Consider the following 15,776-nt stretch of genomic DNA (forward strand, 5'->3'; position numbering starts at 1 on the left):
TGGTTCCTTACGCTGGCTGTTGTGCCAGTGTCTTTTTATTAAGAATAGGATTTAGAATCAGGTAGCTGATTGTGCCGCCCAGTACTGCGTTTACAGGTACCACTCCCGGAAGGAAGTGACCAGCTGCAACACCAATCGCCACTGCGATAATGCCAGCCCAGTTAACAGTTTGGAACTCTGCTGCTGCGAAATTTGTGTAACGTTTACGGTTCATGAAGAAGTCCGCAATGATTACACCGCCAATTGGTGGAATTGCAAGCGATAGGAAAGTTAACCAGCCTACAAAGTTATTGTACAACCATAGTGCACACAATGTACCGACTAAACCGTTCGCCATAGAGATGTATTTGCTTGGCAAACCAGTGATGTTTGAGAAACCTAGGCCCGATGCGTAAAGCGCATTGTCGTTGGTTGTCCAAATGTTCAAACCAAGCACGATGATAGCTGGGATTAGAAGACCTTGAGCGATCATCACTTCTGAAATGTCTGATTGGCCAGTTACCGCCGCACCAGCTGCGCCGAAGATGAACATCAGCGAGTTACCGATAAAGAATGCCACCATCGTGACCATCACTGCGCCTTTTGGCTTCTTGCCGAATCGAACAAAGTCTGCGGTTAACGTACCCGCACTGATGAATGAGCCAACCACCATTGCTAGCGCTACTGAAAAGTCGATAGGTTGTACTGGTTGTACTTTTTGTAGTTCAGCCACACCACCCACGCTGTTTACCGCTTCTACTACCGAGTATCCGCCGAGTAACGCAATTGCTGGTACTGCAATCGCAGATAGCACCATAAGCGCAGAGATACCGAAGTAAACCGTCGCAGTCATTAATAGACCAGAAATGATGATAAGCGTGTTTGTATCGATGCCTGTTGCTTTGTTTACTGGAATAGCAAACATCGCCACGCCAACACCAAACCAACCAACTTGTGTGCCGCCAAGAAGAGCGGAAGGAAGCCAAGAGCCTTTAGAGCCAAAAGAGAAACGAGCAAGGAGGTGAGTAGAGAGACCAGTAGAAGCGCCGATGTAACCAAGAAAAGAAGTGTAGATGCCGAGGATTAGGTTACCAATGAGAACAGCGAGGAAGAAATCATCAAAAGAAAGTCCGGTACCGAGCGAGCCGCCCGTCCACATGCTTGCGGAGAAGAAAGTGAGCCCCAACATAACCATGGTTAATGATGCCACGCCTTTTCTGGCAGTGTTAGGAACCGGTCCAAGACTGTAGTTATTGTCCGCAGCCATTTTTACCTCCGCAAAGAAAAATTAAAACAAATTGTAGATCCCAATTTCTGGGCAAACGGCGCGTATTATGGTGATGTAACTCTCATAGTCAATGAGTTTTTTGTCACTTAAACGTTTACCTCTAGCTTTGTCTTTTTATAGTCCTTTAAAAACATGTGGTTATAGTTTTTCAGAAAAATAAAAAAGTTTGGAACTTGACGGCTAATCTGACCAGTAATGTGTAATGAAATCGGTGTCATTGGTGGCTTTCTTTTATCTCGTCATATTTTTGTGGTTTGTTTATAAAATAGCGATTCAATGGATTTTCATAATGCTTAGCAAACGTTTTTTTGAGCTTGATAGTAACGATTGTTCATAAGTTGAACGCAAAGTCATTTATTTAATGGTTATTTTGGTGTGTATGCTGTTCAATTTTTCTTAGGTGGCTGTTTGTTGTAGTTAACTTAAGAAAATATCGCATGTAATCGATTGTAAATTGAGTGAATAAAATTGGTTCAACAGGGAGTAAGGATTTGGAGAAGGAATTTGAAGGGGCCAGATAAAAAATAGCCAACCGCAATTTGTGCGATTGGCTTATATATTTGTGAACAAATTCGAGTCCACTAACAACGTCAGTTGGCTAGGTGACCCTCGGCTTAAGAAGGGTCACACTAAATTATGCAGTTAGTGTGCCAACTTTAAAAACAACGAAAAAACACGGTTTCTGTGATAAAGGTTGCCTAAAATTTGCTGTGAGTTGCAAATTGCAAATGCGGTTTGCAATTTGTAATTTGTAATTTGTAATTATAATGCTAATGATGAATTAATTAACTAGAGCGATTCTTTTTACAACATTACTAAGCTCGCCGTGCCCAAGAAAGCAAAGAAGCCAACGACATCAGTTACCGTAGTCAGAATCACCGAGCCCGCAAGTGCTGGATCGAGTTTGAGCTTATCAAGAACAATTGGGATCAGCACACCAAATAAGGCCGCGGTAACAATATTGACGATGATCGCGAGAGCGATGGTGCCGCCCAATACAGGAGATTGGAACCAAAGCCCTGCTAAACCACCGATGATCAACGCCCAAAGCAAAGCGTTAAGAGAGCCGATACCCAATTCATTTTTGAGTAGGGCAAAACGGTTACCAGGGGCAATTTGGTTTAATGCCATGGCACGAACCATCAGCGTCAGTGTTTGGCTACCTGCAATACCCCCCATAGAAGCCACAATCGGCATCAGAACAGCAAGAGCGACCACTTGTGAAATCACATCTTCAAACAAGCCAATCGTCACCGATGCTAGAATTGCAGTCAGCAAGTTAATGCCCAGCCAAACGCCACGCTTTTGTGAGCTCTTTAGAATTGGCGCGAACAAGTCATCACCTTCATCCATACCCGTACCAGCCATCAAACGTGCTTCGTAGATTTCACGTTGAGTGCTGAGTGCGAATTGCCAATCCACTTCACCGATCAAGGTTTGATCTGCATCGGTAACTGGCAAAGCAGGGAGAGGGCTGTGCTCAAGTGCCTCTACGGCTTCAGACAGTTCCATTTTACTGTCGAGTACGGTGACGGTATCAATCGCTAGGGTTTTGAGACGAACGTCCGCTTCACTACGTAAGATTTCATAATAGTTCACTGCGCCACGAAACTGCTTTTTACGATTGATCAGATACACTTGCTGCGGTGTATCGTAACTGTAACGCTCCATCAAGCGTCGAGCTTTACCAACGGTAATATTAAAAGGGAGAGTGATGATCTTTCGTTCAGCCCATCGACCGAGTTCTTCGTCTTCATATTCGTTTGCTTGGTCGTAGAGATCGAGTTCATCTTTCTCAATCAGCTCTAACGCTTCATTAATGAACTCTTCAGGCAGCGAGTCAGCCCATTCAATCAGCGATAAGTTATCCAGCTTGGCTAAGGTCAGCTTCAGCTCAACTTCAGAAAGTGCTTCGATGATGGAAAGACGTACTTCAGCACGCATTTCAGTCAGCACATCGATGTGCAATTCCATAGGTAATGCGCGCCACAAGCGTACACGTTCATCGATCGGGAAAGCCTCGAGTATCAGTGCCACGGCACCGGGTTCGAGACCACATTCGATAGAATCATTCAAAGCGGTAACTTGATCCACTTCGTCTGCTTGGACAATTTGTTCGATTAGAGTGGAGAGGTCTTGAAACTTACTCACCGAGCACCCCGACAGTCAGATTATTCTTATAGGCAGCTGCTCAAGGTACTCGAAAGTGGCAGAAAAACAATAGTCTATTCGTCCATAATCTGTAGGTACGGTGAGACCAATTGGCGAATGTTCACTTTTGCACCAATGCGAGCTGCCAGCAAGTACATTCCGCCTATTTTTCTGTGCAGGAATAGGGCATCTGCTGGTGGCGTGTGCCAGTAGTCTTGTTCCATGCTTAAAATGGTACCGGCCTCGCGGAGTTTCTGAGCTAAGCCACTGGCTTTGAAGTCATAAGGCTCATCAACCAGCATAGGTTCACACGCCATTTTGACGAGATCAAGAATCGCTTGGCGCTGTGCAGGCATAATGGTCTTGCTGAAAAATCCAATCTGCTCAAGCGCATTGTTCAAGCCTTGCTCGTCGTCGTTGACAACCGATGCAAAAGCTTGGCGATAACCAGTGCTAAATTGTTCGCTGTATTCGCGAGTCGCGCCGAAATCTAACAAGCCGATTTGACGGGTGTTCTCGATATACAAGTAGTTGGCAAAGTTGGGGTCGGTTTGGACCATTTTAAATTCGAACAGCTCTCGGAACAGCAATTCGAGTAAACTGTGCATTACAAAGTCGCGTGTGCTTTGGTCATAATGCTCGATTTGTTCAATCGGACTACCGTCAATAAATTCCATTGCGAGCACGGCGTCGGAAGAGCTTCCGGTGTGGATTTTCGGCACGACAAAATGAGGGTGATCCTTCAAAGCGTCATGATAACGAATGGCAAAGTGCGCTTCTCGTGCGTAATCAGCTTCATCATGCAGTTGCTTTTTAGCTTCTTCCAATAGTCCTTTGTAATCAACAGATTCGGGAATCAAGCCAACGACTTTGAGCAGAGTCCCCACGTTATCGACGTCACTGTCGATACTTTTCCTTACTCCCGGATACTGCACTTTCACCGCGAGGTTATCACCTGCATCACTGTAGGCCTGGTGAACTTGACCAATGGAAGCGCTGGCTATTGGCTTGAAGTTAAAGGAGAGGAACTCAGTTTTCCAATTCGTTCCTAGCGCGTTTTCCATTACTGCGTTGAGTTGTTTTGCTGGCATAGGATCTGCGTTTGAGCGAAGTCGCGAGAGAATATCAGCGAGGTCTGGTTCCAAAACATCGCCAGCATCCATAGAGAGCATTTGACCAAGTTTCATCGCTGCACCCCGCAAGTGGGCCAGTTGGTCTGTTAAACGCGCAATGTTTTGCGGCGTTAGTAACAGGTCTTTCGCTTTGGGTTTATTGCCTTTAGCGATTTGTTTAGTGCCTTCAGCAATCACGTTGCCTGCGACTCGGGTTGCAAGGGAAGCGAACTTGCTGAATCTTGAGATGCGATGGGTGGGTAGGCTTCTTTCCTTTGCCGACATGAATTTTCTCCGTTATTTACTAACTATTTGTTATACGGGAAAACTACGTGCTTGGATACAAATGAAAAGAAAACCGCCAGCGAAACTGGCGGTTTGGGAGTTTAGATAGAGTAGAAGAAGTACAGTTGCGACTTCATTCGGATGATGATGCCACGAATCACATCCAAGAACGCTAGGAAACCAATTGGTTTCTCGCCGCTGACCCATGCTAGACCAACTGAGCCGACAGGGATATCGTAGCCTTCTGGCTCATCAATTTTGTTCTGCAAGTTCTTACCGGTTGTAGCGCGAACGGAATCATCCAGACCAAGTAGGTTGCCTTGTGATTCGCCGGTCGCTTCAACAATGCCCTCTACTGTTGCAGAGAAGATCTTGCCAGGGTAAACCGAAGAAGAAAATTCAGCAGGTTGACCTGGTTTGATATTACGAATTGCTTGGTGGTTCACTCGCATCAGAACGTACTTCTCGTTAGTGTACATGTTGATACGCGGCATCATCGATACACGCTGGCCTTCACGCAGGATAAAGTTGGTTACAAAGCCATCTGCTGGTGCGTGCACTTTGGTGCTGTTCAAATCCCATTGTGCTTTTGCGATTTGCTCTTCCGCTTGGCGCAGTTCAGCCTGTTTGGTTTCAACCGCGAGCTCAGCTTTATGAATCGCCAGTTTTGCACGTGAGATATCGACTTGTTTCTTCTTGATTTGAGATTCAAGAGTTAACACGTTGTGGCGTGCTATATCAACGGCACTCGATTGTTTGTCGATGTCGCTTGCCGTAATGGTGTTTTGGACTACTCGGTTTTGTTCAACGTAACGATTCAGCATCTTTTTCTGCAATTTATAGTCAACTTTCGCCGCTTCCAATTGGCTTTTTGACGTTTCTAGATCTTGCACCAGTGCTTGATGGTTTGCTTCTTCAATCTCGATATCACCTTGTGCTGTTGCCAGTGCTACTCGAGCAGAATCTGCCGACACATTTGCTTGGTTCAATGCGATCTCATATTGCGTTGGGTCGAGTTCGTAAATGAGCTGACCTTTTTCAATTTGTTGATTTGGCTTGATATAAATATGGTCAACTTTGCCTTTCACATTGGTTGAATCCGGACGCAACTGGATGTGTGGTGACTGCACCACTGAGCCGCCGGATAGATCCATCGGCGTGAAGTTGATGAGGCCTACCCAGACGAACATTAACCACCCCAAGCCGCCTAGGTAAGCGAACGATTTGGTTGCTTTGTTCCAAGGCATGCCGACTAAACGGAGCAGATAGATGAAGAGTGCCCATACCGCTAAACCTTCTAACATTATGCCTCCTCTTCTGGCTGTGTTTCTGTTTGCGGTTTACTTTTCCATGTATCACGCAGATTGATGATGGCTTTTTCCATATCAACGAATGCAAAGATCACGGCTAGCACCCATACCCAGTGCCAGACAAATCCTATCCAGGTGAGGGCGGTAATGAGCCCTATCTGATGATGGTCTTTGCTGTGCGCCTTATTAATTGGCAACTCATGGATTTTCCAAAAGCCGTAACACGCGCCTGCGACACTCGCGATTAAAACGACGGCAGCGACAACATGTAACGCTGTATCTGCGCCTGTTCCGACAAATGGGACACTCAGTAAACTCATTAAACACTCCTCTATCAAACTGTTGGCGTATTGTGGTCTGGAATTGAAATAGGTGAGGGTTTGTGACAAATTCAATCACTAGAAGATTAAATTTGATGTGATTGGTTATGAAAACGGTTCGATTTATTCGCGCGATGGGTATTTTAAATATGCATAACCTCGCGTTATCTAAGTATAATTTGAGATCCGAAGAGCTTGGCATCCCTGCATCAGTGTTTCACAACCCGATGACATTGATACCTTTGAAGGCCGTTTCGGAGTGGTATCGACGTATTGAACAACTGACTGATGACCCAGATGTGGTGTTAAGTTTAAGCCGTGGCATTGAGCTGCAAAAGCTTGGTCCGGTCGGACGTTGGTTATACTCAGGTAATGATCTCGCTAGCACCATTCGACGCGTGAATTATGGCGTAAGTAACCTTCAGTCAGGCGCTTTTTTAGCGGGTGAGCAATCAGGCAAGATCATCAAATGGACTTACCACAACCCATTTGTGGAAACTTCGGTCAAAGTACATGACAATATTCGTTGCGCGATATTCATGACCAAGATTTTGCGTGAATTTTTGGGGCAAGATTACAAGCCATTACGTGTGATGATTTCTGGTTCTAGGAAAAATGGCAAACCATACGAAGAGTACTTTGGCTGTGAGGTTGAGTGGAGTCAGCCAAAAACAGAAATCTGGATCCCAGGAGATGACCGCCTCGCCTCGCGTCAAGTAAGCCATCGTGAAGACAGCCGTCTAGCGATGAGCTTTTCAGATTTGGATGATTTGCTCAACATGCCCGATCCGGAAGATGAGCTTAAAGTGATTTATGAAGTAGTGAGTTACAGTAGCCATTATGGATTGCCGACATTGGAGCGTGTTTCATCTTTACTTGGGCTTTCAGAGCAACAGTTCCAGCGACGCTTGCACAAGTTAGGACTTAATTTCTCTACGGTATCTGGCTATGTATTAAGTAACGTTGCAGCCGGTTTATTGATCAAACATGTCAGTATAGAGGGGATTGCTGATCGCCTCGGATATACCAATGTCGCGAGTTTTAATCGAATGTTCAAAAAACATCGCGGCTTAACTCCCAAACAATACGCGGCTCGATTGGAAAAATAGTCTTTGTGATGACCAGTGCTGCCAGCAAATAAAAGCCCTAAAATGAGGGCTTTGAAATTTTTGGGAGTGTTAACGCTTACTCTTCAGGACGCCAGCTCAGTGCACTTGCTACAGCGCCAATGGCAACCACGTCTTTTTGCTGATCGTTAAGCTCGGGCAACATTTGCACTGCGATTGTGCCATTCGTCTGCACTGCCGCAACCTCTTGCGTACCTTGCTTAAAGCTGTAACCCAATGGAATGTCTACCGCCATCATCGAATCAGGGCTCGTGTGAACGGTTTCTACATTGAAATGGGTATTGCCAATGTGAACTACGCCCGTTTCTTTTTTCTCAAGGCTGATGTTGATCAGCGCAGATTTCGGCTCCATAGCAAATTCACCGACTTTCTTACCATGTTGAGTGATGTCGCAGGTGTATGGATCGTTGCCACCAAAATCAACTCCCATGTAGTTTACCGACATGCCGCCGCCGGTGCAGTTTAGGAGCCAAGTTTCACCGCTGTCTATACGAGTCACTTCTGCGCCCATTGCCCCTTCTTTGAATGAGATACGATTGAACCAGCTTGAGTTTTAAGCACTGCGCGAATATTTGCCTTTGTACTTGCCAGCAAAATCAAAATGGCCATCCGCACCGAATCCCCAAAAGTCGCCGTCGGTTTTCACCAACATTTCTGGTTGCGCTTTTACTGCATCAGTACGATCCATGACAGCAAGGCCACCACAACCAACAAGGAATAGGGGAGCGAGTAGAGTAAGTTTCTTCATGTTTTTCATTGTTTATAGCTTGGTTACATCTAGAGTTTGATCGGTGAACTGGATGTTCTGAATGTCGTACAACTCGTCAATGCCTGTATTAGGGCACTCAACAGAGACGTTTTTCGCTTTGATAACGATACATTCAGCCAGTTTGTGTCGCACGACGTAAGTGTTGACGCCTCCCTCACCATAAATACTGTTGTTTTTATGGTTGCCTTCAAATGTGTTGTCTTGGTCATTACCGATGACATTCATCGCGTCGTCGCCAACGATCTTCACTTTTGTCAGCCATTGAGACTTGTAGGTGTAGGCTTCTACTAAACCATGTTTGTTTGGTGCCATGCGGAAGGTAGGAACCGAGCCTGGATTCGTTTTTTCTGTGTAGAGTTTGACGCCTGCAGAGTCGATGCTTGCGGTGTATTGCAGGTAGTCGTGGAACAAACCGTCAATCCAATCAATCGCTTGTGGATCTTGGGTTTGCATTTCTTCACGTGTTAACGCTTGGTAGCCATCTAAACCATGCCCGTTTGCTTTTGCAACGCTCATGTAAGCTTCAAAAGCAGCAGCAAAATATTCGTGAGAGTAAGAAGGGCCTGTTAGCTTAACGCGTTCTGGATCGAAGTCGTCAGACTCCCAATCTTCCCAGTCACTCTGGGTTGGGCGCCACACCGTAGGCTTACCTGATTGGATGTCGTTATGAATGCTTAGAGCATGCGCTTGAATGGCTTTTTGTAATGAGGAAGTCGATGCGTTAGGAGCAATGCCTTGCGCTTGGACCAAATGTAGAATCTCTTCAAAAGCGGCATCTCGGTCGGCATGTTCACCCAGATTGGCACAGTAATCGGCAAAGTTACTCATGTAGTGACAATCGCCTTCAACCGTCAGTTCGCGGTACATCAAGGATTGGCTGTTCATCAACCAGTTTGGTGTATCCCCGCTGCTCATCAACGTTAATGCAATGGACTCGATAAGCGTGTCCATGTCGTCTTCATTAAGCACCATCATGGTTGCAATAAAGTTTTCTAATGAGCTGGTATCAAAGGATTGTGGTAAGCCAGAATCTGCAATCGCGTCGTCCAATTTATCTTGACGAAGCAACTCACTGACGAAAATTTTGGTGAGCATTTCGTCATTCTGGTCGTCGTTTTCTGTCAGCATTAATGTTGCATCACGCTCGGCTAGTGTCTTTGCGATACTAGATTTGTCGGCACCATACTTCGAATTTGGCTGGTTTGTGAGTAGGTGCTGAACGATTTTGGCGGCACGAAATATTTTTTCATCATTCGCCCCGTCATCCATCGCGATAATATGGAACGACGCATTGTTCCCGTCTTGCGAAAGGGAGACTTCAAGGTAGTGGGTAAAACCAGCATCAGCAGCCACTTGCAGTTTGGCTGGAAACTTTTTGGAAACGACGCTAGGGATCGTCACGGTTTTCAATGTTGGAGCTGGTTGGGGTGGCAGTGTGGTTGTTGGTGACTTTGAATTTGAGTCACTACCACCGCAGGCAGTTAGGCTTACTGTACAAAGTAGAGCCAGAGGCGTTAATTGAGCGAATTTCATCTTTGTAATACTCACAGGCGGAAGGTTTGCTGAGGAATTTATTTGCAAGAGTATTTTCTGTCTACATGAGCAATTGTAGTCATAATTACTGCTGATGATTTGTTGTAAGGTTTTTAATTCGACAAAGCTAAAATAATAGTAGCTTTATATTTTGTTTTTGGTTTAATTGGTGATATTAAATCTTAACTTGTTTTTATAAATTGGTTTTTTGTTCTTTTGTGTTTTTTTGTAGAGAGCGCTTTTTTATAAATGTATGGTTTGTAAGTGTTTGTAAGCACTTTCTGTCGCTAGAGGTTCGGTTTATATGGGTTGCATGGAACAAAACGAGCGATATACTGCCTCTGTTTTATAGGTTGGGTGAATGGATTATGGTTGGTAATAAAATTTTGCTCGTAGAGGACGATTCAGAGATTGCTCGATTAACCAAAATGTACCTAGAGGCTGAAGGTTACCTAGTTACTGTTCTCGACAATGGTCTTAATGCACTCGACGCTATCAAAGAATTGAAGCCTGATCTGGTGTTATTGGATTTGATGCTCCCAGGCAAAAATGGTGCAGAGATATGCCAAGAGGCTAGGGCATTTTATCATGGAATAATCATTGTGTTGACGGCCACTGATGATGAGATGAGTGAAGTTAGCCTATTTAAATTTGGTGCTGATGATTACCTAACGAAACCAATTAAGGGCAATATCCTCCTCGCTCGTATTGAGGCCTCTTTACGCCGTTACCGTCGCCAAATAGATTCGGATGAAAAGACAGAGCTGAGCCGTTATGGCATCGACTTATGCACCCGTCGCTCTAAAGCTTATTACTTAGAGCAAGATATCGATCTCACTGATTCTGAGTTCGAAATATTGGAGCTATTAATGCTCAATGTTGATAAACCCGTTTCTCGAGAGTCCTGTTGCCGCCTTGCGCGTGGCATTGAATACTGCATTACTGACCGTTCAATTGATATGCGAATCTCTTCTTTGAGGAAAAAATTCTCAAAAGCCCTTATTCACACCGCTACCATTAAGACCGTGCGTAATCGTGGATACATGTTAACGGGGAAATAGCGGATGTTCTCTCTGTTTACTCGGCTCTATGTTGGATTGGTAACGGGCCTTGCCGTGACTGTCGCCTTGTTTTTTACTATGGGGGACGAGTTTATGCGCAAAACTGAAGTTGGCATCTTCTTGAGTGATGGTACGTATTTTGTCGATCAGTATACTGAGCAACGTGGGACGCCTAACTCACTCTACAAGCAGTTAACGAGAACAGGCAAACAGGATTTTTTCATCTTCGACCTGACTCTTCTTAATAACTGGGACGGTTCGCCTCCTTGTTTGGACTGCGAATTGCTTTATCGTATGCAAGGTGTGCCCGTGTACTTGATCGATGGCAATATCTACGCTGCGGTTTTTCCACTCCCAAACTCATCAGAAAGTCTGGTATTTAAAGAAAAGCGAGATTTTTTTAGTCCAGATGTTGATTGGGATGAAGACTCAGAAAGCATCTTTGTGTTCAGCTTGTTATTCACCATAATATGCAGCTTGGGTGTCTTGGTTTATGTTCCGGTGCGTAGACTTGATCGCCAGATTCAACAATTGACGTCAGCACAGCAGCAATTTGGCTCCGGTGAGCTCAGCACTCGTGTGGATTTAAAGCACTTCTCTTCTCCGGTCCGAGAGCTTGCTACTGGCTTCAACAACATGTCGGAAGACATTGAAAGGCAAGTGCGCCAAACACACATTTTCACTCAGGCTATCCCTCATGAAGTTCGAACGCCACTGAGTCGAATTCAGCTAGCTACCGACTTGGCAAGGCGTACTAAAGGTGAAATGCAAGCGGAACTGCACGATGACATTGAAAGATATGTGGATGTGGTGACGGATTTAACGTCTGACATCGTAATGCTTTCCCGCTTGAGCGTGAATAACTATTCGTTAGCCGATTCTGTTGAAACCATTGAACTGCCGCTTTGGTGTAAAAGCCGCATGAATTATCGTGGGTTAGTGTCAGCGAAGCTTACTGTTGAGAATGCTTTGGCTTACCAGTCCATCCACCTGCAACCAACGTTGGGTAATTTGGTTCTTGATAACCTACTGCAGAATGCAAAACGTTATGGCGAGTCTTGTGTGGAAGTGACGAGCCGGTCGGTAGAGCACTTCTGGATCGTCGATATTGAAGATGATGGCCCTGGGGTTCCTAAAGAGATGCGTGAAGAGGTATTCATTCCGTTTTCTCGTATAGATAAAAGCCGTAACGCCGATGTCAAAGGTTTTGGCTTGGGACTCGCCATTGCGTCTAGTGCTGCGAGGCAACTAGGCTGGGAGCTGTCGGTCGGCGAGAGCCACTTAGGGGGCGCGTTGTTTACCGTGCTTATTCCTGCCAGCGATTAGGGTAGGCACGACGGTAGTCTGGCTCTTTAATGCCTTCATACAAATCTTCACAAGCTTGCAGCGGGCCTGCAACAGTTCGGTACGGCAAGACTCCAGCCCAAACTGGAATGTCCATGTCTTGTGCATCGTCGTTAACACCAAAATTGCTGATTTTCACTGATGCTTCCGTTAGTGGTATACGCAGTAGCATGGTTGCTTTGAGTTCTTTCTCATTGCTCAAGCGGATGTCTTTTGTTCTTCCCGGAGCGATTTGTTCAATAAAGTGATTCAGCAATCTGTCTTTCTCTTGGTTATCCGCCACCATCTCAAACTGGCCAAAGACAACAGCGCTACGATAATGTGCGCTATGATGAAACGCGCTTCGAGCCAGTACCCAGCCATCAAACAAGGTAAAGGTTAGGCATGTTTGCACTCCTTGTTTGAGTGAGCGCAGTAATCGACTGTTGTTGGCACCATGAGTATACACGTAATCATCTACACGCCAAGCCAGCATGGGGATGACTACAGGGCCAGACTCGTTGGTTATTGCAATATGAGCGATAAGGCTTTCATCTATGATGGCGTGCAGTTTGTCGACATCAGAGATGGCTTTATGCGCGCCTTTCTTAATTTCCGTTCTGTTGGTATTGGATAACATTTTCTCTCCTTTTGCTCACAGGGACGAGCACTTGCTTCTCAATCTTTGATTGCAATGTACCGTTTAACTGGTAGCTTAAAGAGAGCCAGTTTTAACTAACGGATGGATCCAGTTTGTCTTTGATTGATATCGGTGACCTGCATTTAAAAGAAAGTGATGGAACGCGTCAGCAAGCGTTGTTTTTTGCTATCCGCGAGAAGATTGTTCAAGGGCTGTGGGCGAAGAATGGGAAATTGCCGTCTACACGAAAGCTATCACAAGACCTTGAACTCAGTAGGAATACCGTGATTGCAGCCTACGAGCAGTTAGTGGCGGAAGGGTACTTGAACAGTCAAAAAGGCTCTGGCTTTTATGTTGCTGTAGAACTGCCGGAACAGTATCTGCCTGAACCCAGTTCAATCAAAACGGACTCATCACTGAAAACCAACTTTGACATCAACCGCGCATTTGCTCCGGGTGTGCCTGATTTAGAAGCTTTTCCTATGGCGCAGTGGCAAAAGTTACTTGCTCGTCATCTTTCCCGTACCTGTTTGCTAGGGAACCAAGATATTCAGGGCAGTTGGGCATTGCGTTGTGCTTTAGCTGACTACCTTGCATCAAGCCGTTCAGTAAATTGCTCCCCAGAGCGCATCATTATTACTTCTGGGGCACAGCAAGCGTTGTCAATTGCGACGATGGTAGCTCTAAAACAAGGTGATAAGGTTTTGATGGAGCAACCGGGTTACGCGCAAATGCGGAAGCTAATTCAGTTCCAGCAATATCAATTTGAGCCCCTATTGGTACGAGAAAAACTCGGCTTTGATGTGGAAGCGGTAACCAGCAGCGATGCCGATGCTCTATATATCACACCAAGCAATCAGTATCCGATGGGAACTACGCTTAATACCGAGCAGCGAGGGAAGATTATCAACTGGGCGGTCGAGCAATCACGTTGGGTTATCGAAGACGATTACGACAGTGAATTTCAGTTTGCCCATCGTCCATATACCAGCTTACAAGGGCTAGCGGCTCAAATGGGGCGCGATAATCGCGTACTGTATGTGGGCTCGTTCAGTAAAGTGATGTTTAATGGAATACGCTTTGGCTATCTTGTGGTACCTGAACGTATAGTTGAGCAATGCTTGGTGGTTAAGGATGCGTTAACCGGTGATTCGCCAACGCACACCCAAGAGGCGTTGGCTGATTTTATTACTGAAGGTGGGTTAATTCGTCATATCCGCAAAATGCGCCGACTGTACAAAACTAAGCATGAGCAGATGTGTTTGGCTGTTGAAAAGCACTTTGGCGATAGAGTTAAGGTGATCAGTCAGGCTGCTGGTCTCCATATCACTTTAAAGTGGTTGCAAGGGGTTGATGAGCATGAATGGACGCAACGAGTTAAATCCAAAGGGATAGTGTTGCGTCCATTGAGTTTTTATGAACATTCAGATTTTAAAGCGCGAAATTGGCAAGGAGCGGTATTGGGTTATGGCAATGTCGCATTAAGTGAGATTGATGCTCTGGTTGAACAGCTTTCTGAGTTGTTTGAATAACTACGCTAAGCCTTAATCAGTCACTCGGCGAGTGTTCTTTTTTCGCCACTGTTTCCATGGTAGGGAGAGCACTGCAAAAATAGTAACGGCGTACAGCATAGACCAACCCAAACAAATGAATACTGCGGTGCACAACACGAGAGAAAATCCTGCGAGGACCTTTCCCCAACCTTTGAGCAGTTAGTAGGCTGCTAGCATTGCCAATAGATAGACCAGAACAAAGATGCCGTTTGCGAGCTTTAGGAAGAACTCCAAATCTAGCCCTGATATCGACCCAGTAACACAAGAAGCAAGCAATATAGCGCCGACGATTAACGTGGCATTCGCTGGTACGCCTCGCACTGAAACTCTCGCGATAGCGCTAGTTGGTTTGTGCTCCCTTGCTTGGGCCCACACCATTCGCGCCAAACTTTGAGTGTAGAGGTTCACACTCGCAAAACACGCTGAGAAACCGATAACACTAATAAGCCATTTGGCGTGATCACCCAATAGATACGCACTCAACCACGGAATTGAGGCATTGTCGAACTCAGCACTGCCGTAAGCGCCAAATTGGAGTATCACGACAGAGCAGGCCCAATAGGTGAGTCCTGCGACAAAGCAGCCAACAATAATAGCAATTGGGAAATCACGTTGTGGGTTCTTAAATTCCTCCCCCATATGCGCAAAGGCTTCTATCCCAACAAAGCACCAAAACATGACGCCTAATGCTGTCGCAATTGACCAAGTTGAATCCATTTTGATGGCAGGCATGGTGAGATCGGCTGGGCCAACATCACCTTTCCATAAAAATGCACCAACCAAAGCAAAAATGCTAAGAGCAATGACGGTTTGTAGTCTTCCAGATGACTTTGTGCCGAGAAGGTTAACTAGCATTAATAAAAAGACAACAAAGGCCTGTGTGAACAATGGGATATTCATTGATTCTGGTAACAGTTCATTTAAGAAGCCTGAGGCTAATGTTACCCCAGCTGGCAGGGCTACAGGAATCACGCTTACAAAAAGCCACGCAACGCTACTTTCCAGATTACTGTTAAACGCTTTACGAACAAAAAATGCTGTGCCTCCAGCACTAGGATAGCGTTTACCTAATTGAGCAAAGGTAAGCGCGATAGGGCAAATTGCGATGAGTAAGATAATCCAAGCCCAAAGTGAGAAATGCCCAGCGATACCCGCAGAAATTGCTGGGATCATAAATAACCCTGTTCCAAGTAATGTGGTGGAAAGTTGTCCAATGCCAGATATGAGCGTGATGTCTTTCTTAAGATTATCCATGACGACCTCTAAACGTCTGTGTAGGTTGTCGGACAAGCTTATCTGAGTTCTCTGTATCAAAATGATGTTGT

The 15,776-nt window shown here is 45.4% G+C and carries 11 protein-coding genes and 2 pseudogenes; 4 read left to right on the forward strand and 9 right to left on the reverse strand.

Annotation, left to right across the window (positions count from 1 at the left end; all coding sequences use genetic code 11):
* Positions 1–7 precede the first annotated feature (7 nt).
* The 5 genes from codB to KIV40_RS10210 form a co-directional block, all read right to left on the reverse strand.
* Positions 8–1,246 (reverse strand): cytosine permease, encoded by a 1,239-nt coding sequence (gene codB, locus KIV40_RS10190; RefSeq protein ID WP_285349011.1) that lies wholly within the window; start codon positions 1,244–1,246, stop codon positions 8–10.
* 825 nt (positions 1,247–2,071) lie between these two features.
* Positions 2,072–3,418 (reverse strand): magnesium transporter, encoded by a 1,347-nt coding sequence (locus KIV40_RS10195; protein ID WP_011999545.1) that lies wholly within the window; start codon positions 3,416–3,418, stop codon positions 2,072–2,074.
* A gap of 74 nt (positions 3,419–3,492) precedes the next feature.
* Positions 3,493–4,815, reverse strand: a complete 1,323-nt coding sequence (locus KIV40_RS10200) for an AarF/ABC1/UbiB kinase family protein (protein WP_011999546.1) — start codon at positions 4,813–4,815, stop codon at positions 3,493–3,495.
* Between the two features lie 101 nt (positions 4,816–4,916).
* Entirely contained in the window at positions 4,917–6,119 is a 1,203-nt protein-coding gene (locus tag KIV40_RS10205; protein ID WP_285349012.1) for an efflux RND transporter periplasmic adaptor subunit, read from the reverse strand.
* A complete protein-coding gene (locus tag KIV40_RS10210) occupies positions 6,119–6,445 on the reverse strand; it encodes an MFS transporter (protein ID WP_285349013.1) in 327 nt (108 codons plus the stop codon). The genes KIV40_RS10205 and KIV40_RS10210 overlap by 1 nt, the downstream gene beginning before the upstream one ends.
* Before the next feature lie 107 nt (positions 6,446–6,552).
* Between KIV40_RS10210 and KIV40_RS10215 the strand changes: the two genes are divergently transcribed.
* On the forward strand, positions 6,553–7,554 hold the full coding sequence (locus KIV40_RS10215) for an AraC family transcriptional regulator (protein WP_285349014.1): 1,002 nt from the start codon (positions 6,553–6,555) through the stop codon (positions 7,552–7,554).
* A gap of 76 nt (positions 7,555–7,630) precedes the next feature.
* Here KIV40_RS10215 and KIV40_RS10220 read toward each other — a convergent pair.
* Both KIV40_RS10220 and KIV40_RS10225 read right to left on the reverse strand, forming a co-directional pair.
* Positions 7,631–8,320 (reverse strand): annotated as a pseudogene (locus KIV40_RS10220) (hypothetical protein).
* A 12-nt stretch (positions 8,321–8,332) separates the two neighbouring features.
* Positions 8,333–9,874 carry a hypothetical protein gene (locus KIV40_RS10225; RefSeq protein ID WP_285349016.1) on the reverse strand — a complete coding sequence of 514 codons (1,542 nt, stop codon included), beginning with the start codon at positions 9,872–9,874 and terminating at the stop codon, positions 8,333–8,335.
* Positions 9,875–10,242: 368 nt separating this feature from the next.
* On the opposite strand from KIV40_RS10225, the gene KIV40_RS10230 reads away from it, so the two are divergent.
* On the forward strand, positions 10,243–10,935 hold the full coding sequence (locus tag KIV40_RS10230) for a response regulator transcription factor (RefSeq protein WP_041853667.1): 693 nt from the start codon (positions 10,243–10,245) through the stop codon (positions 10,933–10,935).
* A 3-nt stretch (positions 10,936–10,938) separates the two neighbouring features.
* Complete coding sequence (locus KIV40_RS10235; protein ID WP_285349018.1) at positions 10,939–12,261, forward strand: ATP-binding protein; 1,323 nt, start codon at positions 10,939–10,941, stop codon at positions 12,259–12,261.
* On the opposite strand, the gene KIV40_RS10240 is transcribed toward KIV40_RS10235, so the two are convergent.
* Entirely contained in the window at positions 12,242–12,898 is a 657-nt protein-coding gene (locus KIV40_RS10240) for a pyridoxamine 5'-phosphate oxidase family protein (protein ID WP_285349019.1), read from the reverse strand. The two genes, KIV40_RS10235 and KIV40_RS10240, sit on opposite strands and share 20 nt — an antisense overlap.
* A 113-nt stretch (positions 12,899–13,011) precedes the next feature.
* Here KIV40_RS10240 and KIV40_RS10245 point away from each other — a divergent pair, with 113 nt between their 5' ends.
* Complete coding sequence (locus KIV40_RS10245) at positions 13,012–14,430, forward strand: PLP-dependent aminotransferase family protein (protein ID WP_285349020.1); 1,419 nt, start codon at positions 13,012–13,014, stop codon at positions 14,428–14,430.
* 12 nt (positions 14,431–14,442) lie between these two features.
* Here the strand turns inward: KIV40_RS10245 and yjeH are convergent.
* Positions 14,443–15,705 (reverse strand): annotated as a pseudogene (yjeH, locus tag KIV40_RS10250) (L-methionine/branched-chain amino acid transporter).
* Between the last annotated feature and the right edge of the window lie 71 nt (positions 15,706–15,776).

It is taken from the genome of Vibrio sp. D173a, assembly GCF_030248475.1.